The organism is Novipirellula herctigrandis (assembly GCA_007859835.1).
Classification (GTDB): domain Bacteria; phylum Planctomycetota; class Planctomycetia; order Pirellulales; family Pirellulaceae; genus Novipirellula_A; species Novipirellula_A herctigrandis.
The window spans coordinates 1,270,999-1,297,070 of the sequence record SJPJ01000001.1 but is presented as its reverse complement, the minus strand read 5'-3'; the positions used below and the strand labels follow the sequence as shown (position 1 = coordinate 1,297,070).

Annotated in this window: 2 protein-coding genes (1 of these 2 running past the window's edge); one reads left to right on the top strand and one right to left on the bottom strand. The window is 54.7% G+C overall.

Annotated elements, in window-relative coordinates:
* A protein-coding gene (locus CA13_RS04465) for a CARDB domain-containing protein (protein ID WP_146394781.1) crosses the window boundary here: on the bottom strand, positions 1-25,945 show its 5' portion. 11,534 nt of this gene lie to the left of the window's left edge; the window shows 25,945 of its 37,479 coding nt (coding positions 1-25,945); its start codon is at positions 25,943-25,945; the stop codon falls past the left edge of the window.
* On the opposite strand from CA13_RS04465, the gene CA13_RS34695 reads away from it, so the two are divergent.
* Complete coding sequence (locus CA13_RS34695; RefSeq protein ID WP_419193932.1) at positions 25,944-26,072, top strand: hypothetical protein; 129 nt, start codon at positions 25,944-25,946, stop codon at positions 26,070-26,072. The genes CA13_RS04465 and CA13_RS34695 overlap by 2 nt on opposite strands.

The following is a 26,072-nucleotide window of genomic DNA, read 5'->3' as shown; positions in this document are numbered from 1 at the left end:
GATCACCATCGGTTTGAATGTGAATATACTGACCAAACCCATTCATTTGGTACGTCGATTCTTGGCCGCCGAAGTCGATGTACTGTGCTTCCGCCGAAAATCCCGTCCCCCCCGACGCTTCGGGTGGTAAACCGCACTTGGCTCGCGCTGCATCCAAATTCGCTTTCTGAGGTTGGTCACCGATCATCTCGACAACCAGCGGAGCCTTATGCGGATCGCTAGTGAGTGACGGTCTATGTGCAGCCAATGACTGCGCTGGAGTTAGCGAAAACTCTGCACCATCCACTCGCGTGCCTGCGATCACTTGACCGAACTCGTTGTACTGGATGGTTTCATGAAAGGACTCACCCAAAGGCTCGTCGGCGGCATTGCCACGTTTTTGCACTTGCCCGGTCATCAGATGCTGATAAGGAGCAATCAACGAGTCGCCGGGTGCGAAAAGGTCATATTCAAAGCTACGCATGGTGCCGTCAGGATCCGTGATGCTGACAAGATTGGCCCCATCGTATTCCAATTTTGTTACGCGGTTGGCTGGGTCGAGAATCTGGCTAACCAAACCACCTGTGTATTCAAACCGTGTGACTAAGCCCACCGGATCGATGATTTGTTGGATTTTGCCATCGGAATAGACGTAACGCATTTCATTGCCGTTACGATCTCGCACAGTATGCAGTAAACCGTCTGCATCAAAAAGCTCGACGGTGCCATCAATGTGCCGTCTCTCGAAACTATCGTCTGGCAATTGCCGCAGCACGCTTCGATCCAACGACAAAGGCGTATAGGCTTGGCCAGCGGTTTGTGGCGGCAAAAAGATCTGCTCGGTCCCATTCCCGTTGGTCAACAACAAAACACCATCGCTGTTGTGCAATCGTAGCAACCCGTCGAGTGCCCAACCCGCTCCGAATTCGCTTTCCTGTAAGTTAACGACTGCCAAGTACTCGTGATCCGTTTGGAACGCGCCGTCGATATACCCGTCTGCCGACTCGCGGAAGACGCCGACATCGACTGCCAAGTCATACACGCCCGTTTTGGCATCACTGAAATCGATCATCACGCTGCCGCCATGGACTTGGGTCTTATCGAGACTTTCGTAAGAGAAGAAATGCTCGTCACCACGAAATCCGTCGACCCATTCCGTTCGCGTGGGCTCGTAGTCCGATTCGGCAACGTAAGTTCGATCATCAAGCATCGCTGCAGCACGGACGATCACTCGCCCGTCGTACTCGGCCGTGGCTGCCAATCCAGCTAAACCAAAATAGGTCTGATGCCTCGGTTCAGCACGCAGCGAATCGTAGTGCAATATGACGCCGCGATTTGCTTCTTGCGACCGGTACGACACCATCGCATGCGATTCGTGCAACGCGCCACTATGGATTTCCGCTTGGCTACTGCGGCCGGTTTCAACCGTTTGGGATTCGTTGGGGAACGATTGCAGCGAGGGCGCTTGTGTATAGGGTGTTGAAACAACCTGTAACACCCGAGGCGGCACGATTGGCTGCGAGTCAATGCCTCGCGGCAAGTTCCCGACTTCGATCGGGCCAAAATGGTTCGGCTCATCACCATACGGTCCCGTCGTTGGAACCCCATAAAGCGTATTCCGATCGTCAGAATAGAATGTGTAATGTGCCGCTGTCATCGCCGCAGGGTACATCGAATCGAGCGGGATTTGGCCCAACGGTCCACGGATCAGCGACGTTAGTTCCTGTGGCGCATCGGGGTACTGTGATCGTCCGGCATAAAGGGTCGTTGGCCCTGCACCGGCAGCCAACTCGATCGCCGCGATGGCGGTCGGCATGTCATAAGCAAAGACCGTGTCTTGACCTTGCATGGCGACCAATGCCATGCCCTGGGCACTGATGGTCAAATCGTCTGCGAACCCGTTCATGATCGGATTGGTTGCGGCGACCAACCGTGGTTTGTCCATTGGAATATCGAAACTGCCCAACGGATTGCGAACGAATCCGATATTGCTGCCCGCGCCGACCGCGAAATATCGAGTCACTTCCTGCGTGAACACCGTTGTTTTGCCGCTGCTATCGGTGACGGATTGTTCCACGTCATAACTTAGCGGCACATTCGGATCCGGTCCCGCGCCGGGATAACTTGCATAGAAGGGCGCGAGGTTCGGATTTTTCTTTGGATCGAACATTGAGGTGTAAGCATTGTAGGTGCTGAACACCGCATACGACGGATGGGGACCAATCACCGCTTCGAACTCGTTCTCGGGAATGAAGGCGATGCCTTGCGCGTTGCTGGTTCCAAACGCTTGCAGTGCACGACCTTCGTTGGGATCAAGTCCAAACGGTGTCAAATCAATCGAATCCACTTCATGCCAGAAAAATTCGTCCAACGTCATGTGACGACGAAGGATGCCGACGCCATGTTTGTCACCGACCCGATCGACGACCAACATCACATCCGGATCGTCTGTGGCCGTGATGTCATAGGGTGCATCACCAAATTCGATGATGGAATCATTGGAAGTGGGGTCAAACGAAAGCGGTGCGATTAGTGGCGGGTCGTCGGGATCAAGTTCGTTGATCAATCGGCGCCGCTCATCAATCGAAAGAAGTGTGGAAACCAAAATCCGCCCTGGCTCACCACTGTCGCTGCGGAACAAATCGCTGCCCGGTGCCGTTACATAAACGGTTCTGCGATCCGCAGCGACCGCCACGCCACGTAGCCCAAGCGGTGCGAGGTTGCTGCCATAAACCGCGAACGACTGAGTTTGTATGACTTGGTTAAATTGACTCGAGTACGGATCAATGTCGATCACGTACAACGTCGGTGAATTCATGTCCGTCACAAACAAGAACCGACCATCACCGTCCGTGGTTAAGTCATACGGTTTTGCACCTGATGGCAATGCGATTGCTTGATTGCCAAGCGTTTCCGGATCACTGTCATCGTCGGCAACCATGTCGACTTCTTGAAGCCCTACCGTATCGATCACGGAAATCCAAGGTCGACCACCCTGAGTAACGTAGAGACGCGTGCCATCGGGAGTGACTTGCGACTTTTGCGGTCGAATCAGACCCTCCGAATCCGTACCGATGCCCAAAGGAATGCGTGCGACTTCGCCAGGATCGCGAACGGTCAATTGTGTCGGATCCGCATCATCATCCGCCGGAGGGATGTCAACCACTTCGGTCGCATCGAGATCCAGCACGGTCACGGTTCCATCGGCGCCGTTGAGAACAAATCCATAACGGCTCTGAACAATGAACGAAACCGGATTGCTGGGTACCTCAATCGTGCGGAATACACCATCAAGTGCTGCTTCTTGTTTACGCGTCACGGTGATTGCTGCATCACCAACGAAGGAACCTCGCGGCAAATGAACCATCAGCGTTTCGTCATCGGTCATTTCCAAATCAGCACCTGGTACGATCACGTCGATTCCACCTACGACGACCGGATCTCCATTTCCGTCGACGCTGTCACGCCCGCCCACTTCGAAGGTGACAAATAGATCTTCGAGGGTGGTTCCCACGGTCGACCCAGGACGTGCCGTTTCGTCGGAGTTCAGCAAGAAATGCCCCATCAATTCAAAGAATGGACCCTCCGAATCAAAACGCATCTCGCTTTGAGCAAGGGATGGAGTGGCAGTTGCAATGGTCGCACGAGGCCGTAGTGGGACGGCGAAATCAATAAGCTGTTGGTCCGGAGACAAGAACACCTCGGTTTCGGTGAGTGTGTCCAAACCATGCGGCCCCGCACTATGGACCGCCAATTGGATCTTGTAGTTCGGCACCAATGGAATGTAGAAATCCGCCATGATTCCCGCCGACGCCGCGTACAACTCCTCACCCGACCCACTTGTGAAATCCCCAAGCGTGACAATTGGCGGGAGTGAATTTTGCCGATCTTTCGCATCCAACGTCATAAGCGCAAACGTCAATAGGCTTGGCGAGGCCATGAAAACGCGACCACCTAAACTTGGGCGAACAAATCCGGAAAATGAAGATCGGGTTTTCGCTGCTACTCCGATGTTTGGAGGTGACGCAGTACGTGCCATCCCGTCTTCACCTACGACCATCGAATCGACGATTTCCCAAGACGACAACACACGCCCATCGGCGAACGTGAGCTCAGAGGGTTGGAATAGGTAAAGAATATCACCTGTTGATTTGTCCGCTGGGGCCGGGATTGCCAAACTTAATGGATAGTTTGCAAGTCGGTCGCCGTAGTCAATCAATGCGCCGCCGTCAAAACCCCAATTCGTCGGCAAGTTGTAGGGCAAATCGGCCTGAGTCAACGCAGTCACCGACAACGCGATCGGGTCGTCATAGGCTCCCGGTGGAATTCCCACCGTGATCCCCGTTCCATCACTGATCACTCCCCCTCGATCATCAATGGTGGCCGTGCCCGTGACAGCCGCGTCAATGGTAATGGGAAGCACTTGCGAGATGCCACCTTGCACGATCGTCACGTAAGTCTGACCCACATCGATGGCGGTCAGCATCCCGTCAGCGTTGACCGCCATCAGACTCGAGTCCGCAACAAAGTACTCGGTCCCCGCCGATGCTGCGCTGATGTGGACAACGGAATTTTCGAGCCGTTCGCGGATCAGTAATTGACGTTCCTCGCCAACCATCATGGCATAGGCATCCGGGAAGAAGTCCAAGAAACGGTCGTCCAACGATTCAACATTGACCGCCGTGGCCGCAGTCAAGCCAAATGCTGTGACTGTGATTGTCGCAGCTCCCGGTGATTGTCCGATCATTAACCCCGTATCCGTAATCGCAACGACGGAATCGTCTAACGTCGTGTAGCTGACCGCGTCCGCAGGCAGCGTTTTCGTTTCTCCGTCGGCGGTCCGACCGATCACCAATAGCCGGCTCGGATCATCGAGCTTCAACGCCGGATCACGGTTTAGAATGACAAGTTCGCGGATGCTCGAAGTCAACACGCCCACGCTTTGAGTCACGTTTTCCGATGCCAAGATGCCATCATCGGCGATAACGCCCACCGAAATCGTGGTGTCCGAGGCGGCATCCGCATTGATTCGGAAAATGCCATTTCCAAGCGGGAATACTTCCGCGTCGGAAGACGATGCATGTACGAATACCGCATCGGCTTCCGCGTCAGTTACGTTCGATACGAGATCAACGACTTGGTTCACCCCGGCGATCAATTGCAGCTCGCTTGGAGCATAGGCCGGGGGTTGATTGGCAACAAATCCATAGGCAGCCAACAACGCCGCTTGATCCTGCGCGTCGACATCTCCGTCTCGATCGACATCCGCACTTATGAGGTAATTCGCATCGCCTTGGTTGCTGCCGATTGCCATCGCGAACATCGCATTGTCAGCAGCATCGAGACGGACGTCACCATTGGTGTCACCGCCCAAAAAAACATTTGCCGAGTAGTTGCCTGTGGCATCACCCGAAACGGAAAATGTATAGGTCTTTGGATCGGTGATCGTAAACACGGCAACACTGCGTGTCGGTTCACTCAGCAATGATCCGGCTGTTAGTCCCGTGACGGTTGCCGGGTTAGGTTGAAAATCGCCGCTCGTTGTCTCGATCCCGATGGTGATGCTGCCGGTGGGGCTGTTTCGCAATTCGCCCTCGGTAATAGTAAAACCAAAATGGTCGACAAAGTCGGCGGCGAGTGTGCCCATGATTGGCGCCGCCATCAGCGTTTGCGTCCCACCGAGGTGAGATTCGATTGCATTGGTTTGCGTTAGTAAACCTTCGCTACCGTATTGCAGTTGCGTTCCCGTGGTGGACGTTGGTGCGATGATCGTTAACCGGCTGAGTTCGTCATAGCCGTAGAAGGTCCGCTGTCCACTTACCGCATCGATAGCCGAGATCATTCGACCGGCCGAATCATATCGATAGACCAAATGTTCTTTCGCCGGACCGATCCATTCCGAAATGCGTCCATTTCGATCACGCACCATCATCAGCCGCGATCCGTCCGGCGCAACCAATCCGCTGTCGGTGTATCGCAGTGAGGTGCTGTGATCCGCCGCGGTAACTCGCCAAAGTTGATACTGCAAACCACTTCCCGCTGGGCCGGCGATGCGGTAGCCGTATTCGATTCCGTCGGGCGAAACAAGCGTAAAGACGGCCTCGTTGTCTTGCCCCACTCGCGGTACATAAGGTAGGCCTCGACCAACAATGTAGTATTGTCCCGCCGAACGGCGGAGCGTCGCATCAAAACTTTTCAGTTGCCAATTGACACCCGCATCACCGATCCAATTCGGCGCGAATGTGTCAAGGTTGCTCATCGCTGTGGAAGTCAGCTCCGGTGCGAACGTAAAGCCCACTCGCTCGCCACTGGGCAAAGTGACGTAGAGTCTCGTACCATCGGCAAGTGCTTCAAACTCGTCTGCGGTATTACCGGCCACCGCGATCGCCGGATTGATCAACGGAATCGACCATCGCGACCCGAAACACGATCCATTTTCGCCGTTCGCAAGTGAGTCATAGACCCGCGTAATCTCGATGGGGATTCCATCAAGTGTGATCGCCAAATCCACTTCACGTTCGCGAACGGATGCGGATTTATCGTCGGAATCGATCTCGAGTTGCGTTTCCTCGATCGTTTCCAGTCCACCAAAATCAATGGCATTGACTGTTAAAGTATAGAAACCGTTGGCAAACATCGCGGGATCTAACGTGATGGCCTCGCATCGACACGTCGTCCCTTCCCCGAGCAACATCGGCGCACCACCACCGATCGGAACGAGATCGATACTGTACTGAGCCAATCCCTCGTCGCTGATTTCAATGACAAGATCGCGCGGTTCGCTGACAATTGGCGGAACAATTTCGTTGATCGATACCACCGGTGCGTCGTGATCGTATGGGTTTCGTACCAAAATCGCCTTGCTCGTGGTCGTTTGGCGTCCCTCCGCATCGACCACAATGGCAGTTGCCTCGTATCGACCGGGTATGCTGGCAACGAATGTCCCACGCCCCAGTTCATCTAGAGCGATTGGATTGCCAGCGATCGAGAGGACCGTATCGACAATGCCAACATCGCTATCCGCAATCGGCTCGACAAGCACGGATTGACCTGGCACTGCCGGGAAGCTTGGCGTCAACGCGAGGGTTAACTGGGGCCCCAAAGGCTCAAGCGATGTCGCCAAGGTCAGTGTTCGTTGGGTTTGCAAATCACCGTCGTCCGCATTGACACGAACCGTGTAGGTACCGGTCTGGAAGCTTTGTGGTTCCCAACGCAAAACGTTATCAGCGTCAAGAGTTGCCCCCGCCGGCAAGTCAATGGCACTGAGCGTGACAGAATCACCGTCAAGGTCGCTAACGCCGATCGCCACTTCCAACAATTGCCCGATCGCGGCGTTTCGCAGCGTTGGATGCGACAACTCGGGTGCGCGGTTGGTTGCCACGATTTGAACGCTAACGTCCAACGAATCACTCGCACCCGACGGGTCGGTGACGGTGAAGGGCAGCGTATGGTAACCCGCTGAATCGTAGTCAGTATCCCAAACGACAGTACGCGAATTGGGGTCGAATTGGAATCCATTTGGTGGTGACCCAACAAAGGCATAAGCTAATGCACTACCATCCGCATCCGCAGCATTGAGAGAGAACACCATTTGCTCGCCCTCGCGACCATACAACCGTGGCACGGACGAGAACACGGGCGACTGATTCGTGTTCGTCACCGTAACTAAAACATCTTCGCTTCGCGATCCAGCGCCGTCGCTGGCAGTGATTCGAATGCGGTAGATTCCCGCCTGCGTCGTGCTTGGTGTCCATTGCAATAGGCCCGTCGCCTGGTCGAACTGGGCCCCGGTGGGCAATGGTCTGGCGATTCCCCCTTCGACCATCTCCGCAGTAAAGTGAATGGGATCGCTATCGATATCGGTCGCCAGCGTTTGGATCGTTAGCATCTGTCCTTCGGCAACCTGTTGCTCGCCAATCGGTGCAAGATCAGGTCGAGTATTGCCGTCGCGCACTGTTAACGTGATCGAGTGGCTATCCGCCAACGGAGCGGCCACTCCGTTATTGCCACTATCGGTCACGGTAAATGTGATCGCATGACTTCCAACGTCGGCCACCGCAGGCGTCCATTGGAAAGTCGCTTCACCATATACCGTCGACTCCGTCAAAGCAGATCCAACGGGCAACCCCGTAGCAGCAAAGGAAAGTGGATCTTGGTCAGCATCGGCGGCCATCAAACCAAGTGTATACGCTTGACCGGGAATCAATACCGCATCAAAAACCGATGCAAGGATCGGCGGTTCGTTCAGGCTGGTCGCTTTTAGAATAAACTGTGTCACACCGTGTAACGCCCCGACGTCCGCTGTCTCGTGTGCAGTCACCGTCACCAAATAGTCGCCGCGATCGCCTGGTTGCGGCGCGACCGAGAGCGTTCCCGTGCCATCCCCGTTATCAATTAGCGTTGCCCAAGTCGGCAGCACGCTCGCCTGATCGATCCGAACGTCAAGTGCGATCGAAGCTGCTTCGGGATCCATGGCGACAATGGGGATATCAAGCGTCTCGCGAACGGCAACCGTCTGGTCATTCATCTCGGTCACAATGGGTGCGCCGTTGGCGTTGAGGACCTTCAACGAAAGAGTCACCGTGTCGGTTGTCGGCGTGCCAGTTCCATCACCATCGTCCGTTGCTGTGAAATCAATCAAATATTGCCCCGACGCATCGAACGAAGGCGTCCACGAAAACAAACTGCGATCGAAATCATAGCTCGCACCGGTCGGCAACGGATCGTGGGTGTAGTTGAGATTGGGGAAGAGGCCTTCAAAGTCAATGAAGAAATCATCGCTAATCGAAAACAGGCTCGTCGGTGCTACGGGAAATTCGGGATCGAATGCGGCGATCCGAAGTTCAATCGTTTGTCCTTCATAGATCTCAAATTCGCCAAGCTCCTTAAAACGCACCTGCCCGTTCTGATTTAAAACAGTGAGCATTGTTGATTGCCGACCGAGTGCTTCGCCGTCATCGGCATAGAACACCAACTCGAACACGCCATGTTGATCGAACCGGGGCGTCCATTCAAACAAGCCTGTGTTGGGATCCAAGAAACTGCCCACCGGCAGGTTTGGCGAAGCGTAACGTATCGTATCGCCGTCTTGGTCCGATGCGAACAAAGCGAACGAGACGGAATCACCTTCGTTGATTGTTCGGTTTGCAATCGGCGCCAACGTCGGCGGCACGTTGTTGTTTGCAATCACGATGTCCAACGTAATGCTCGATTCGACGAAACCATCACTGACGCTTATCGCCACATCTTCATAAACCCCCGCGTCGTCGCCACCCGGTCGCCAACGCAGCGTTTGCCCTACGACATCCAACACCGCACCGGGCGGAAGATTGTCCGCAAAGTAGAACAACTCATCGCCATCGGTATCGTACCCACTAACAGGAATCTCCACTAACTCGCCTTCGGTAGCAAAGACATCCTCGTGCGGTGAAATGATCGGCGCATGATTTGCGCCCGATACATCGACCACCCAAGTTTGGCGTTGAAAGTCTCCGCGACTATCATAGGCCCGCAATTCGAACTCGACTTGTGAATCGTCGGCCCGAGAGGGCGTCCAATGAATCGTTCCAGTGATCGGATCGACCGAGGCCGTGTTGGGCGCATCCGCCAACACAAAAGTCGTTGTCGTTCCGTCAGGGTCTTCGGCTGCAGCAATGTATTGGTAGTCCGTTCCCACCGCAGCGGACGACGCCGGAACCGTCGTGAATTGAGGCAACTGATTCGGCGCCAGCATTGCCAACACTCTTGGATTGAACGACAAATCAACGAGTTCCGTGTTTTGGATCACAATCGTTTGTGAGGCTAGCGAATCGCCTGCACCAAGAATCACTCCTGCCGGCAATAATTGAACTCCTGTTTGTTCATCAGGCTCGCCGCTATTGCCAAACAAAACTACCGATTCGTGACCAAGGTCATCAAACACGATTTTCATCGGGCCGGCGACATCCGTATCGCTGGTGTTGGTAACCACAACATCGAAAATGAGCGTCCCGTCCGCACGGTTCACGCGTGTGTTCGCATACGAGACGTCCATCGCCGCTGAGAAATCACCAAACACATGTAAGGTTGCCTTGTATCCCTCGCCATCGATCGGAATGCCTTGCTCACTTTCGATAACGGGGCTAACCACGAGTTCGTATTCAGCCGGCGGCAACGTTTCAAACAACAACTCGGCTGATCGAGATTCAACGTCGTAGCGCACTGCGCCTACTTCAACTTGCTGACCGGTTTCCGTGTTTGTAATTGAATAGTTATCGAGATTCACGGCACTTTCGGGAACCGACGACTTCGCTGCATTGACGGCAACATCAAAAACGATCGATGCACGGTTGTTACTGGAATTGAGTTGTGTTTGAACCACTTGAGGCGCAGCAACGATGAAGAACAAATCAACTTGATCACCTTGAGTCACAAGGAATCGACCGTCGCCGAGCGATTCGATCCCTTCCACACGCCCGGTGCCTCCGGTGGCAACCACTTGCTGACGCAGCGATAGCGGATCGATTACCGAGATGGTTCCATGTTGTTCATGCCCGACGATCAATAGGCCTTCCAATAGCGAATCGGATGCCCCGAATGCCAACGACTCCGCTCGACCGTCAATTGTCGCGATACGCTCGGCTCGTCCACGAAAATCGAAACGCAGGACCTCCCCATCGATTGGCCATGCCGTCGCGTACAATGTCCCGTCGGCATCCACGGCCATCGAATCAACTCGGACACGACTAAACGGCGTTAACTTACGCGTTGCCGTATCAAAGCGCTGAATGCCTGCGGTCGTGGACACGTACAGTGCAGTATCCCCTGGGATCGCAGCAATCCCCAGTGCAATGCCAGCGCCGATTCGTTCGAGCACCTCACCCGTGGTTGGATCAACCTGTAACAAGCCTTCACCACCCGAGGTCGCCCAAAGTTGTCCCGCGGCATCAAAAGCGAGTTCGTAGATTGGCGTTGTGGAAGTCATTTCCAGACGCCGCATGCTACCGGTATCCAATGTGTTGCTGGCGGTGGCTGGCACAACGTACAACTCATTCCTTCCCGGTCCGCCTGAAAGATAAACATCTCCGTTGGGGCCGACGGCGATCGCGAGTGCTCCGATATCCGCACCACTGTCACCGGGTATCGTGACAAACCGTTCCGCTGCAAGAGGACGCGTGACTCGTGTGAAAATACTCGGTCGAGTCGAGCTTGTTCGAGATGGAATACCGAGAGAACTTTCAGCGAACAAACGATCGCCTATCGAGCTAGGAAGCGCGGCCGCTTGCGGGTGTTCGACCGTCGCCGAAACTGACACGGTCGGTGTTTGCCCCAGATTGATGTCGGGAATCAACCGGGGCAAACGCACTCCATCAGGCCCCATTTCGACGTTACCCGCGGCATCGATTGCGCGCACCAAGAACAATGGGTTCTGGCCCGGCTCTGCACGGTACCGATACGATTGCTCCGTTGTGCGGTAGAGCACCGTCCGATAGCGACTGCCTCCATCCAATGAAACAAGAAGCGAATAGGATGCAATGCCGCTTCCACCAAAATTATCCGTCGCATCCCACTTCACCTCATAGCGATCTCCTCCAAGCGGTGTGGCAATCACGCTACTTGTCGGTGCCGTCGCATCAAGCGTCGCAAATGCAATTTGGCTATCGACCGGTGCATTGTCATTCATCGTGACGCGGGCCACCATCTCGACGGTGTCACCCGTTACGACGTCGCCACCTGTACCCGCAGCCGCAGTGCTATCGGCGTTGATCCAGAACCCAACGATTGCCGATTCGCCTCGCTGAATCAGCCCAACGCCTGGATCGATCGGTGCCAACCCATCACGCGGATCGATTGCGCGCAAAAGATAAGATGCCGTTCGAGTCGTAGCGTCCACGCCCGCAGTCACCTGCAACACATAGCCCGCTGTGTCAAACAGGTCAAACTCACCAACAAAGCTCGGTCGACCACGGGGAATTGGCACAGCAGTGTTGCCAAGTTGGATGTCGGACAATTGGAAACTGCGTAGATCCAAAGTGTCATCAAGCGGCACGACGACGCGAATTTCTTGCACCGCTTCGGTTGATTCGTCGTCGTAGGTCGCAGTGACCCAATAGGGCAGCGGAGTCGAAATGGGGACAAAATTGGTTTCTGAAAATCCGCTCGGCCCGACGAATGTCACTGAATCGCCGCTCGTTTGGCCAAGCCGCTCTAGATCGAATACAATGCTTTGCGCTACCTCGACCGAGTCAAACAACGATGGCTGTCCCGCACGTAGTTTAAATGCGACAAAGGATGTGGGGTTCGATAGCGACAAATCATAGTCGTCACTTGACGGAATGTCGCCGCTGTTGGTGACTTCGGGAGTGTGTCCATAAACGACGCGAAGTTTGTCCATCAAACTTGTCAGCATCGTTTCTGCGGTGGCAAGGTTTGCTTTGGCGTCGGCAACGATGCCCACTCCGGCATCGCCACCCAACAGGCCGCCCGCCGCGGTGAAAAAGGCGTTGATATTCACTGCGCGTCCGAGTGCGGCGGGCGGCACATCTTCCGGACGCAAAAGTCCGGTTGCAACAAGGGATTGTAGGTAAATTTCCACGAACTTGACGCGATCACCAACAATCGACCGAAGAGCAACAGGAGCTTCCGGATCGGATAATATGGATTCGCGCAGCCGGTATGCTTCGTTTGTTTGATAGTCGATGTATTGATCGCTCGTCAGCGGTGTTGCTGATGCCGTGACATAGAAATCGAACGCCAAGGAATCCAAATCAAGCTCACTCAATTCCTTCAAAAAGTCAGGATCCGATTCCAACACTTCCCGCAGCCCTGGGTATATCGTTACGGCTGCTCCGATTTCGGTAACCTCACTGGCAGGCAAGTCGATCGCGACACCACGAACGGTCAACACACCGTCCAAATTCAGTTCGGGTGGTACACTGGCGAAATCGAATGTCGAAATCGAATCAAACAGCGGTGCCACCGTCGTTGCATCGCCGCGCAGGCCGCTCGAAAACTCAATCGCAGGTCCTGGAATGAGTTCAGCCATCCCATTGGCGATGTTTGGAAAAGCATACTCAACGATCGTATAGGGAATGTCGACGTTAGCAAGGTTCTCGACTGCGATTGCATAGCTGCCGGTGGCTCCAAGATCGATTTGACTCGGACCACCGACTCCCACATTGACCTGCAACGGTTCAACGGGTTCGATTTGGAACCGATACGGATCCACCGCGATTCGACCATCCGGATGCAGAACTTGAACGTCGTACAAACCGTGCGCGGCCTCTTGCAAATCAAATACCGCAATCAACTCGGTTGCATCGACGCGCATGACTGACACGGGCGCAAATTCAGCAATCTCGGGACGCACCAACCGCACGGCAGCTTGCTCGGGGAATTCGGCCCCCATCACGCGAACGGTGACGTATCGATCATCGCCGCCCGAATCAGGTGTTACGTCCGAAACTCCAAATGGAAGTTGAGTTGCCGTTAGCTCGACCGGATATTCATTTCGGTTCGTTACATCGCCTTCCTCATCGACGCGAACGCCTGCACGGGCTAGTACAAAGTAACGTCCGCCTAAGGTTTCGGGGATCACAAGCGTTTGATCAGGACGCAGATAACCCTGGTAGGCCGCATCAAAATCAAACGGCTGCGGCAATCGCTCGTGCGCGACGTACAACTCGTGTGAGCCAACGTCGTTTAGACTGTCTAGACCAATCCGAATCGTTTGCCCCGGTTCGGCATCAAGCTGATAGAGCCGCGAGACACCTTGTGCCAAATCGTCTTGAAGCGGTAAATCGACCCTTAGCGCAGGCACCGTCACCGTCACGGTATTGCTTGAAAAACCGGTGTTATTGCGGTTGTCCTGCGCTTCATAAACGTCGTCATAAATATCCGTGCGCACAAGGATTCGATAGTCCGCTGGAAGCGTCGCCGGTAGTTCAACGTCGATCGAGGCGTTGTAAGTCTCACCAGGATCCAGCGTTAAGACCGTGCTTGCTTCGTATCGGCCTAGCAACGGGTCGCCGAGATCCCAAACCGAATCAGACGATAGATAGACGGCATCGGCAAACTGTGCTTTGGCGGCTTCGTCCCCTCGGTTTTCGACCGTCCAACCGACGCGGATGACGTCACCGACCATGCCACCCGAACGGGATGTAACATCAATCACCTGTAAATCAGACGGCGGCGGCGTTTGGATCAACATCGGCGAATCGGCGATGCGCAGATTATTCCCTTCGTCCGCTTCGATCACTTCACCATCAGGCCTGCCAAAACGAGGCACATCGGTCGCAACGATGACATAGTAGTCGCCTGTTAAACCGCGAGGCAATTTCGCGACACGGTTGATGGTTTCGGTTTGACCAGATGCTAACGGGTTGCCACGCTGCACTTGCATGACAAAGTGATCGCTTGACACATCCAACAAGCGGTCCCGCGACAGATAGACACGGTCATAAAATGGCGTTTGGCTTGCGGGAACCGGGCCTCCGTCGTTGCTGACACTGTAGTAAAACGCAAAGTCTTCGCCGCGCATCACTCGCGATTGGCTACCCACTGTATCAATCACCAAATCGGGTGATTCAACATATTGGATCGTCACGAGGAACGATTGTTGGTTGTCACCTTCGTCATTGAACTCAGCGACGGCATCGCCGCTGGGATGAAGTTGTGGTGCTCCTGCCGTTGATGGGTAGGGAAGCGGCCTCGCTTCGTAATTCGGATTCCACCTTCGAAGCACTGCATCGGTTTCCGCCATCACATAGAAATCACCACCAATGTTGTCCGGCAATCGAACTTGAATCGTAGCGTCGTAGCTATCGCCAATCGCAAGTACGTCTTGATGGTTCAAACCGCCAAGATAGAAATCAAAGGAATCGACGGACGTATCGGTTGACAAGAACAAACGGTCCGCCCATTGGTCAACTCGCGTTTCTCGGGTTCCCTCATTGGTTACGGTAAACGAAACATCCAATATTTGCCCACTGTCGGCATTCGTTGGCACGACGTTTAGACTCGACAACACCAAGTTCGCTTCGGCATACTCAATTGCGGTTGGATTGGAAGAGCCGACATTGTTGTCCTTATTGCCTGATTCCCAAACGCGATGAGCGAAGTAGTCGACCCAGCTCGGGAATTGACTCTTCGACCACGGCCGGAAAATCGGCTTGCCATCTTTTAGACCAACATTGATAACCACATGCGCATACCAATCGCCACTGCTGCCAGGCGGTGTCGCAACCACCGTCGTGTCGGTGTAGCTTTCCCCCGGATCAAGCGGATCCGTCAACACGAAAGACTCAGCCGCTGCCAGCGAAGCTCGGCTCGGATCAAACACCGGATCCTTAGATAAGTAAACATATTGATATAGCGATCGATTTTCCTCGGTGGTCGTGAAGTCCCCTTGATTCTCGACGGTCCACTGAACATGGATCGGATCTCCCGATTTGCTGGCCATGTTTGTCACAACGCTTGTCACAGCCAAATCAACCGGAGCGTCCACGACGTCCGTTGGTGCCACGCCGACATTATTGTCCGTGAACGTTCCTTCATAGACGGTTTGCAAACGACCGGAAGTTCCAGCCAGGATCTCAAGCAATTCGCTACGTGAAAAATTTTGCAGATCACTTACATTTACGTTACCAATCGGTTGTCCGGTTGCTACCTCGATCCGCTCAAGCACTGCCCTAATTTCGGAAAGAAAGCTTGCCTCCTCCGTCACGGCTATCGACGGATCAACGTTGGTGCGAACCAACAAATAGTTGCCTTCGGCAGTCGGTGGCAACGTAAACTCAGCAGTATGCTGATAGGATTCGCCACGCTGCAGTGCGCCGGAATGCGGAAGCGCAAAAACAAGCTGATCGTTACTTGACCAAACGTCGTCTTGCGACAAGTAGATCGCGTCGGCCCACGAATCCCGATCGGTTGCGCCCGCACCTTCATTCGTGACACTCCAAGTGACGGTATAGCTTTCGTTGCCAACGCCCGTTGCATCGGCGTCGACATTCGTGACAACCAAATCCGCCGGCGGAGTCAACAGGACTCGGATGGCGGCACTACCATAATTGCTGCCTTCCATATCATTTGGCGCATCCGGGTTCACATTCTGGTCAAAGGCTGCCTCGAAAACACGGCCATTCCCATCGGCATAAACGGTCAAGAAGTACTCGCCGGAGACTCCCTGGGGAATTTTTACGGTTTGCAGTGCTTCGTAGTCGTCCCCCACATCCAACACACCGCTATGGGGGTTCGATCCGAGAAAGATGTCACCGCGATTCGGCTTGGGACCATCTTTGCCATACGTCAACCAAATTTGGTCCGTCCATGATCCCGGATCGGTGACTCCGACGCCAAGGTTCGCAACTCGATAACGGACCGTTACCGAACTATCATCGAATACGTCCCCAGGGCCGTTAACGGATTGCACCACAAGATCCGGCGGCGGCACGGGGTTCGCATCGATTGCGATGGCCGCAGCGGCACGGTTGTTCCCTTCGGACAGGGACTCGTCCACATTGTTTTTGGCATCGGTTTCGACAAGAACGAACCAATTGCCCGAGATCGCTCTTGGGATCAAGAACGATGCCGTGGATCGATACTCGCTTGGCTGGCCGGTTGTGGTCCCCAAAAAACCGAGCGCCGAATTATTCGTGAGTTCTCCTAGAAGAATTGCACCGGCGGTACTGTTCGATGACGACGATAGCCACACCCGATCCGTCCATCGACTGCCCGCGGAGGGAGTGTCGGCGGTGCCAAGGTTGGCAACGGTAAACTCAACATCGATCGCTGTCCCCGCCGTCACCATTGACGGTGAGGTGACCTCCGTCACGCGGAGATCAGGGCGCGGTCGAAGATTGATCAGGAGCGTATCCGATTGGGTCGTATTGTCGAGCTCGTTCGTTTCCACAATCGCTTGACGCGTGTCAGTCTCCACGACGAAACGGAACAACCCGCTCGTCCGCGGAATCGTCACCAACTCGGTTCGTGTCACTGTGTGCCCCGCGACAAGCGGATCGTCAACAACGTAGTTACCCAACTCAAAGACCTGCTGGTCGCTGGTCGATTGGAGATGCAATCGATCCTGCCACCCCGTTTCGGTATCGTGGGGACCGTCATTGCGAATCGTCCACTCCACTTCCACTTGAGCGCCGTCATCTACCTCGGCCAAACCTCCTATCGTGACTTCGGTCACCCTTAAGTTGGTTGGTTGAGGCGGGAGATAGATGACGTCGATCGCGTCACTGCGTCCCTGATTGCCCGAGTCAAATCCCGCATACAAGAATTCATAGGGACCGCCCGTCCGCACGAAAAGATAATTCTCGCCATCGGCATCACGTGGGATAGTGACGGTCGCTGTTCGCGAGTAGGAATCGTCAACCGCAATCGCCCCGCCATGAACGCTGCTACCAATCAGACGCAACCCCGAGGAACCGGTCGGATCCGGACTGATGTAAACGTAGTCCGACCACGTCGCACGATCCGTTGTCGAAATACCTCGATTCGAAATCGTCCAAGTCACCTCGATCGACTCACCCGAACTCGGTGAGGTCGTGCCAGGCGTCACCGACTCGACCACCAAATCCGCGTATGGTTTCTGTGTGACTTCGATCACATGCGTGGGTGAACCAACATTGCTGGCACCCCCATCGACTTCATAGACCACGTCTCTGGCATCTGTCTGTACGAACAAATGGAATCGACCGTTAGTTCGAGCGGCAAGCGACAAGATTTCCGTTCGGCTGTATTGCGCATCCTTGGGAACAACACCTTCATGAACAAACGATCCAAGAACGACGTCATCGCGGTCCCCAAGCACATCATTCGGCGAAAGCACCACCTGATCGGTCCAAGAATCCGTTCGCCCAGAGCCCTGGCCGACGTTCTGGACCGTCCACGTCACGGTCAAATCGACGGGATCGCCAATCAACAACTCCGGTGCATTAACCTCCGTGACCGTCAAGTCGGCATACGGATATAGCGAAACGTCAAGCGTGTCGCTCGCCTGGGTGCCCGTCGATTCGCCCTCTCCTTCGCGGACTGTATCTTCCGCGTCCGGAACGACGATCAAGTAGAACTCGCCTGAAATTGATTCAGGTAGCGACGCGGAGAGCGACGCATCATAGGTTGCGTTAATAGCCAATGACCGAGATTGTTGCGTCTGGCCGATTAGCACGTCGTCTGTGGAAAGTGTAATGTCGTTTGACAGGTAGACACGATCGATCCAATCCCCGGCCGCCACGAGTTGACCGCTGTTGCGTCCGGTCCAGTTAACTAGGATCGTTTCGCCTGACTGCAATACGCTGCCGAGCGCCGGAGCAACCGCATCCACAACCAAGTCGGGCAATAACGCAGGTGCGATCGCCACGGCATGCGATACCGTTACGTTGTTGTCCTCCGCTCCGGGCTCGACTACAGCATCCGACGCATCCGCTTGGAATATCAAATAGTAAGTTCCGGGCGTGACCGAGGGAATCACGACTTCGGGGCTGGCCGCGTATGAACCGTTGGCTTCTAGAACCCCAGCGTGATCGATTGTGACAAGCAACGAATCACCGGCATCAAGCGTTTGATCGGTACTCAAGTAAACACGGTCAACCCAGACGTCCACCTCGGTGGCTGCCGTCCCATCATTGCGAACGCGATAATGGAGCGGATAGGCATTGCCGATCCCCAAATCTGCACTCGTTTCGATACCATCAATAATCAAATCCGCGGGTGGTCGGGCATAGGCAATGGTTATCGTTGATTGCGCGAGATTGGCTTCGTCGACTTCGACGATCTTGTCCACGGAATCCGTCTCAACGAACACGCGATAGTCGCCCGTAATGCCAAACGGCACCATCGCGGTAACCGACTGTTGGTACATCCCTCCCGCATCCAAATTGCTTGTCGAGGTGAAGGAACCAAGCACGAAATCATCATTGTTGCCGTAGTATTGGTCGCCAGACAGCACAACGCGATCGGTCCACGGAACAACCGCGGTTGCTCCGCCCGTATTATTGACGGTCCAGTTGACGGTCAACGGTTGACCATTAAGTATCGATGCAGGCAACGCATCAATCGTGACTTCCATTTCCGCGAACGCTTGCTTAATCGTGCCAATGAATTGGTCATCAACCGCTTCACCGCCGACACCGTCACCGTCTTGATCCATGACGTTACCAATCGAATCAAGAATCTCTGGTCCGACGGTGATGATGAAATCACCAGGTGCCATTTGCGATTCAAAACGAACTCGCAAGACATCCGCATCACGAACCACAATCTGAGTCACGTCGATTGGCCCGCTGGGGCCAACGATTGCGACTTGATCATGGCTAAAACTGTTGGGCTGGATCGGTTCATCAAAGAAAACATCGATCCACGCCAGTGCATCGGAGGTCCCGATCTCAGGTTCGGTGCGAACGACCTTCGGACCAGTGCCATCAATTTCGAATGGCTTCGCATAGATATCATCGTTGGCTTCGCCTCGTATACCGTCCTGGTCTTGGTCCATCATTGAACCACCGAGGTCCGAAATCATCGGGCCAACCGAAAGCGAATAGTCACCATCAAGCGTTGCTTCCGCAAAACCGAGGCGGTAAACATTGTCGCCAATCGGATCGACACGCGTGACTGCGATTGGCCCGCCGGGCCCCATCAACGTGACATCATCCGCCGTGAAGGTAGACAATTGCAACGGTTCGCTGAACGTCAGTTCGATCGAACGAAGTGGCGGCTGCATGATGCCTGCCAGCGTCGTATTGGTGATATACGGGCCCGCACCAGCGAGTGTGAAAACACCGACATAGCGGTCATCCAACTCGCCGGCAATCCCATCGTTATCGCCGTCCATCGGAACCCCTGCTTGATCCCTGATGTCCGGACCAACAATCAACTGATACTCACCGTCGTGGGTCGATCTTTCGACATGAATGCGATAGTGCTCCGAGGTAATGCGTTCGATGCTCGTCACATCGACCTCACCGTGAGGACCGATCAAACGAGCGTCGGCCGTCGAGAAACTGCCATCGACGACGGGAACATTGAAGAACACATCAATCGATTCGATGGCTTGACTTGTCGTCCCCGAGGGCGTTTGAGACGTCACCATAATCGGCTTGCGATCGACTGTGATTCGGCCGATGTATACATCCTCGGTCGGCTCGCCGCCGTTGCCATCGCCGTCTTGATCCATCACGTTACCGTAAACATCGAGTGATTGCGGAGCGATACGCAATTCGTACTCACCGTCGACCGCCTGAGTTTCAAAGTGAATCGTGAACGATCGGTTGGTATCGCCCGTTGGCGTCACTCCAAGCGGTGCGATTGACGCAGAGGGTGGAATTGCAAACGACGACACGGCAAGCCCACCGGCATCGGTGTCGCCGATCAGTTTGAAGTCAGTACCAAACTCGATCTTCGTTCCTTCGGCGGCCGACAACTCGAATCCATAGTCGGCGTTCAGTTCAAACATGACTAACCGAATTGGATAGAAACCGGCATTCGGAAAATCAAACGTAACCAAGTCGGTTGCAAATCCTCGGCCTCGAGTAAACTCGCTCTCGAAGGCGCCAATCTGCAAATGATAGCCGTCATCGCTTCCGATCGCAAAAGTCCATGGACCAGCGGTGGGAATCGCAATCGTCCCGGTGGCCTCGAAGGCAAGGTAGTTCTCGTCAATACCAGGTCGATTGATCGCAGAAGACAGGTCGCCGGCAAAGTTGCCTGGGCTCGGACCGTAGTTGATTGTGGGCACGTTTTCACGAATCACGCGACGCTGTAGGGATCGATCGACGAGCACCCGTTCGGCGAATTCGAGGTGGTCGAACGTAGCCGCCGAGTCGGCAGCGAATACCGAGAATCCATCAACCACTTCCGCCGGATCGAATTCCAACTCGGCCGTCAACATGGCCGGGTCAATTAATTGAATCGCCGACCCTGTGAAGGAACCCTTGGCGATTGGCTCATTAAACGTGACCTCGATCGACGACAAAACGTGACCGATAGACCCGACAGGCGACTGATCGATAATCCGTGGACCGGATTGATCCACGTCAATCGCAGCTACATACACATCATCCGATACTTCACCTGCAACGCCATCGCTGTCTTGGTCCATCGGCGTACCGCCGGGCCCCAGTATATCCGGGCCAACATTCAACGCATGCGTGCCTTCCGCGAGCGATCCACCAAGTGTGACCACCAAACCGCGATCACCGAATGGCGTCAACGATTCCGCGACAATCGGCGATGTGCCTGGTAATGTCACATCAGTCCCATTAAACGAGTTCGCATCGATCGGACGATCAAACGTAAATAGCCATCGATCTTTGGCATGCGAAGCAACCGCTGTCCCGTTATCACGCAGCGTGATAATCTCGGCATCACTCACGCCTCGCTCGACAATCGAGATTGCATCGATTCGGCCATTGAAGAATCCGGCGTTGTCAAATGTGGTACTGCCAATGCGAGTGCCAGCGGTGGATGGTATGTACGCCGCACCAATATCGACATGATTTCGAAGTATGCCATCGGTGTAGACGTGCAGCATGTTGTCTCGCAACGTCGCAGCGACATGCGTCCAGCCACCGACGGTTGCAGGGACGCCACTATCAAGAATCTCGCCGGCTTTGAAAGCAGCAACGTAATTTCCATTGTAGATTTCAAGCGACCAATCCCGGCTAGAGGAAGCACTTCCCACGATCCCAATTCGCCCGCTCGCCGGGACGTCGGAGGGATTCACCCAAGCGGACACGGTCCATTCGGACGTCGGCGCTCTGCTGCCCAAGTCGACATAGTCACCGTCGCCATCGAACGAAAACGACAAGCCTCCGTCGTGTCCGGGTGCATACCAAGTGTTGTTAGCCAGGGTTCCGCTCTGAGTGGCGGATTCATCGTAGGCCGAACCGTCCGCTTCATAACGATGATGAATGGGTGCGGGTATTGCCGCAAGCGACTCGAACGACACGACACGTGGCCCGATTCCGCGATTCGGCGGACTGACCAAGTAACCGCTGTACTGAACATAGTCCGATACCGATTGTCCACCGGGATTATCGTTGACCACGCCATCGACTATCGACGGATCATAGGGGCCGCCTACGTCACCCCACCAATTGTCTCGAAAATCGGCGTTGAAAGCATCGGTCCCATCATGCCGTACGCCTATTGCATTTCCAATAAAAGCGGAATTTGACACAATCGCGGATTGGCCGTCGTCAATGAGAATGCCCACGTCATCGCCAACATTGTTGCCGACGATGTCAAGATCGGTAGCAGTGAGCGAACCTGTGTGGACCCAAATACCCGCATGGCTTGTACTTGACGTCGAGATTGAATCGAGGCGGCCACCATCGTAAGTAACAACACCGTCATCGATGTGCAGCCCACCGGCACGTGTCGACTCAATGTTAACATTGGTCAGCGTGATATCGGCAGCGGCATGAACCGCATAGGTACTGCCATAACCACCGCCATCACCGTCGGAGTCACCTGCGTAACGAACGTCGACATGGGTCAAAACATTCTGCGGACCGTTCAGGTAAATCGCTTCCCAGAATCCTGGATAGGCAACGCTTTCGCGTCCGTCATTGTTTGAGTCGCCCCCTACGGTATCATCGATGGCTGCTGTGAACACAATCGGATTATCCATGGTACCCATGGCGGCAATCGACCCGGTGCTTGATCGGACGAATTTTCCTTGAGGCATCTTCACCACGGTGCCTGACGCGATCGACAACGTGGCTTCACTGGCAACGGTAAAATCCGTTGAGATCTGAACGGGCAACCAACCGTAGTCCCATGTACGGTCTTCGCTGAGTGTCCCACCTTGGACTTCGATACGATCGCCACCGGTGTCAGCCGCTGTTAATCCACTCGCCGATGGCGAGGCGACAAGAGCAAACCAATAGGCAACGCCGTTGCTATCTTGCACATGGATGTTTTCGAGCGTGGGCGAACCGGCATGCACTCCGACACCGGTCGCGCGACTCAAAGCAACCTCCACATCGCTTAATCTCGTGTTCTCCTCTGGCTCAGCCGGATCATGATTGACTTCCAACGCATTGACCGCACCATATCCGCCGCCATCACCGTCACTATCTCCGGCATAACGCACTTCAACATGCTCTAGCACATTGCTTGGCCCACGCAGGTAGATCGCCTCCCAATAACCACGGTAAGCAGTGCTATTGGCACCATCATTGTTCGAGTCGCCGCCCGCCGTATCATCGATTGCCGCGGTAAATACAATCGGATCGTCCGCTGTACCAATAGCCGAGATGCTACCGGATGTCGATTCAATGTATTTCCCTTGGGGAAGCTTCACGACGGTACCCGGCGCCACGGTCAATGTTCCGGGTCCACCAACGCGTAGATCCGTTGAAAGCTGAATGGCCAATGGGCCATAGTCCCACGTGCGGTCTACGTCGAGCGTTCCTCCCTCGATCTCAATTCGATCACCGCCGGTATCCGCCGCCGTCAATCCGCTCGCCGTTGGAGATGCTAACAGAGCGAACCAATAGGCAACGCCACCGCCATTTTCCACATGGACGTCTTCAAGAGTGGGCGAGCCTGCGTGAATACCGATGCCGGTCGATCGGCTATGGGCGACCTTTACATAACTTAACCTTGTGTTGTCCCCAGGCTGCTCCGGATCATGATTGACTTCCACTGCATTCACGGCCCCGTATCCGCCGCCGTCACCGTCTTCATCGCCGGCGTAGCGCACTTCGACATGCTCTAGCAGATTACTTGGCCCACGCAAATAGATCGCTTCCCAATATCCTTGGTAGGGCAAACTTGCGACGCCATCATTGTTCGAATCACCTCCGACGGTATCATCGATTGCTGCTGTAAACACGATCGGTTCCGCAGCAGTGCCGATCGCCGAAATGGTTCCAGTCACCGACTCGATCAATTTGCCTTGCGGCATCTTCACGATGGTGCCCGGAGAAACCGTCAATGTCGCCGGTGCAGAGACTCGCAAATCGGTGGAAAGCTGAACAGGCAGTGATCCGTAGTCCCACGTGCGGTCTTCACTGAGCGTTCCACCTTCAAGTTCGATTCGATCGCTTGCGGTATCCGCCGCGGTCAAACCACTTGCGTTTGGCGATGCAGCAAGCGCAAACCAATACGCAACACCATTGCCACCTTCCACGTGAACGTCTTCCAATGTTGGCGAACCCACATGGACTCCGACACCCATCGAACGGCTCTGAGCGACCGTCACATGACTTAGTCTCGTGTTGTGTTCTGGCTCAGTCGCATCGTGATTAATCTCCAATGCATTGACCGCTCCGTAACCACCGCCATCACCGTCACTATCTCCGGCATAACGCACTTCAACATGCTGTAGCACATTGCTCGGCCCGCGAAGATAGATTGCTTCCCAATAGCCACGGTAGGGCGTGCTAGTGACACCGTCATTGTTTGAGTCGCCTCCGACGGTGTCGTCACTTGCCGCCGTGAAAACGATCGGCTCAGCGGCGGTACCGATCGCCGTGATCGTACCGGAAGTTGATCGGATAAATTTTGCCTTGGGCACTTTCACCACCGTGCCCAACGAAATCGTCAAGTCGGCGGGCGCTGCCACGTTCAAGTCGGACGAAAGCTGAACGGGTAACGATCCGTACGCCCATGTGCGGTCTTCCGTCAGGGTTCCGCCTTGAAGTTCGATTCGATCACCACCGGTACCCGCCGCCGTCAAACCGTTTACCATCGGCGATGCGGCAATTGCAAACCAATACGCTACGCCACCGCCGTCCATCACATGGATATCTTCCAATTGCGGCGTCCCCTGATGCACACCGACACCCGTTGATCGGCTCTGAGAAACGGTCACATGACTTAGCGAGGTGTTGGATTCCGGCCACGCCGGAACATGATCGATTGCCAAAGCATTTACCGCACCATATCCACCGCCATCCCCATCGCTATCTCCGGCGTAACGAAGTTCAACATGCTCCAAAACATTGCTCGGCCCGCGAAGATAGATTGCTTCCCAAAAGCCACGATACGGTGTGGTTGACGTACCGTCACTATTGGAATCACCACCGACCGAGTCATCACTGGTCGCAGTGAACACAATCGGTTCTGCCGCCGTGCCAATCGCCGAAAGCGTGCCACCAGTGGATTGAATCAGCTTGCCGGTGGGCACCTTAATGACACTACCGGGAGCAAGCGACAAAGTGACCGGTTCATTGTCGGCGTCAACATTGATCGCCAAATCGTTAGAGAGATGCGCAGGCAAACCACCAAAGTTCCAATAACGGTTTTGGGTAAGCGTGCCTCCCGCGACGACAACCGCATTGGTCGCGTTGTTCGACGCAGACATATTTTGATAACTTGGACTGGCAGTGAGCGTTTGAGTCAGCGCCGCAGCACTACGTTGGACATCGACCGTGTCAAGTGTCGGACTACCGCTAACTGAAATCCCTGAACCATAAGAATCGGCAACCACCACCGAGTGAAGACTGGTTGCCTGTTTGCCAAGCTGAACCGATGGTACTGCACCATAGCCGCCGCCGTCTCCATCGGAATCACCTCCATACCGCACGTCAATATGCTCAAGCGTGACCCCGGCATCGCCATTATCCAAATACAGCGACTCCCATCGTCCGGCGTACGGATTGCCATCATCGTTGGTCAAATCTTCGCCAACCGAATCATCTTGGTCGCTGGTGAACGTAATCTTGTTGTCCGCCGTGCCTCGTGCAACCAACGAACCATTGACGTCCAAGAACTTCGCTCCCGCGAACTTAATCACGGACCCAGCCTCGATAGTCAGCGACACGTTGGCCGCAACCGTCGTGTCGCCTTTTACATGGATCGTTCCCGACCATGTCTCATTTTCGCTTAGCACGCCTGATACATCGCGCGCTAACAACCGCCGATCTTCAAGCGACTCAATTAGCAATCGCCGAAGCGCGTATCGTCGTCTGCTTCGCTCCTTCTTCGTGACTGCCGAATTCCTCAAAGCACGAAAACCTGATGCATGGAACATGACGCTCGCCTTAACAACTTCACATAGCAGCAACACTCAGCAGCAACACTCAGCAGCAACACTCAGCAGCAACACTCAGCAGCAACACTCAGCAGCAACACTCAGCAGCGACACTCAGCAGCGATGA

What these genes read in the sequence shown, in the direction of transcription:
- CA13_RS34695 (WP_419193932.1), top strand. Translation starts at nt 25,944, where the DNA reads ATGACGCTCGCCTTAACAACTTCACATAGCAGCAACACTCAGCAGCAA.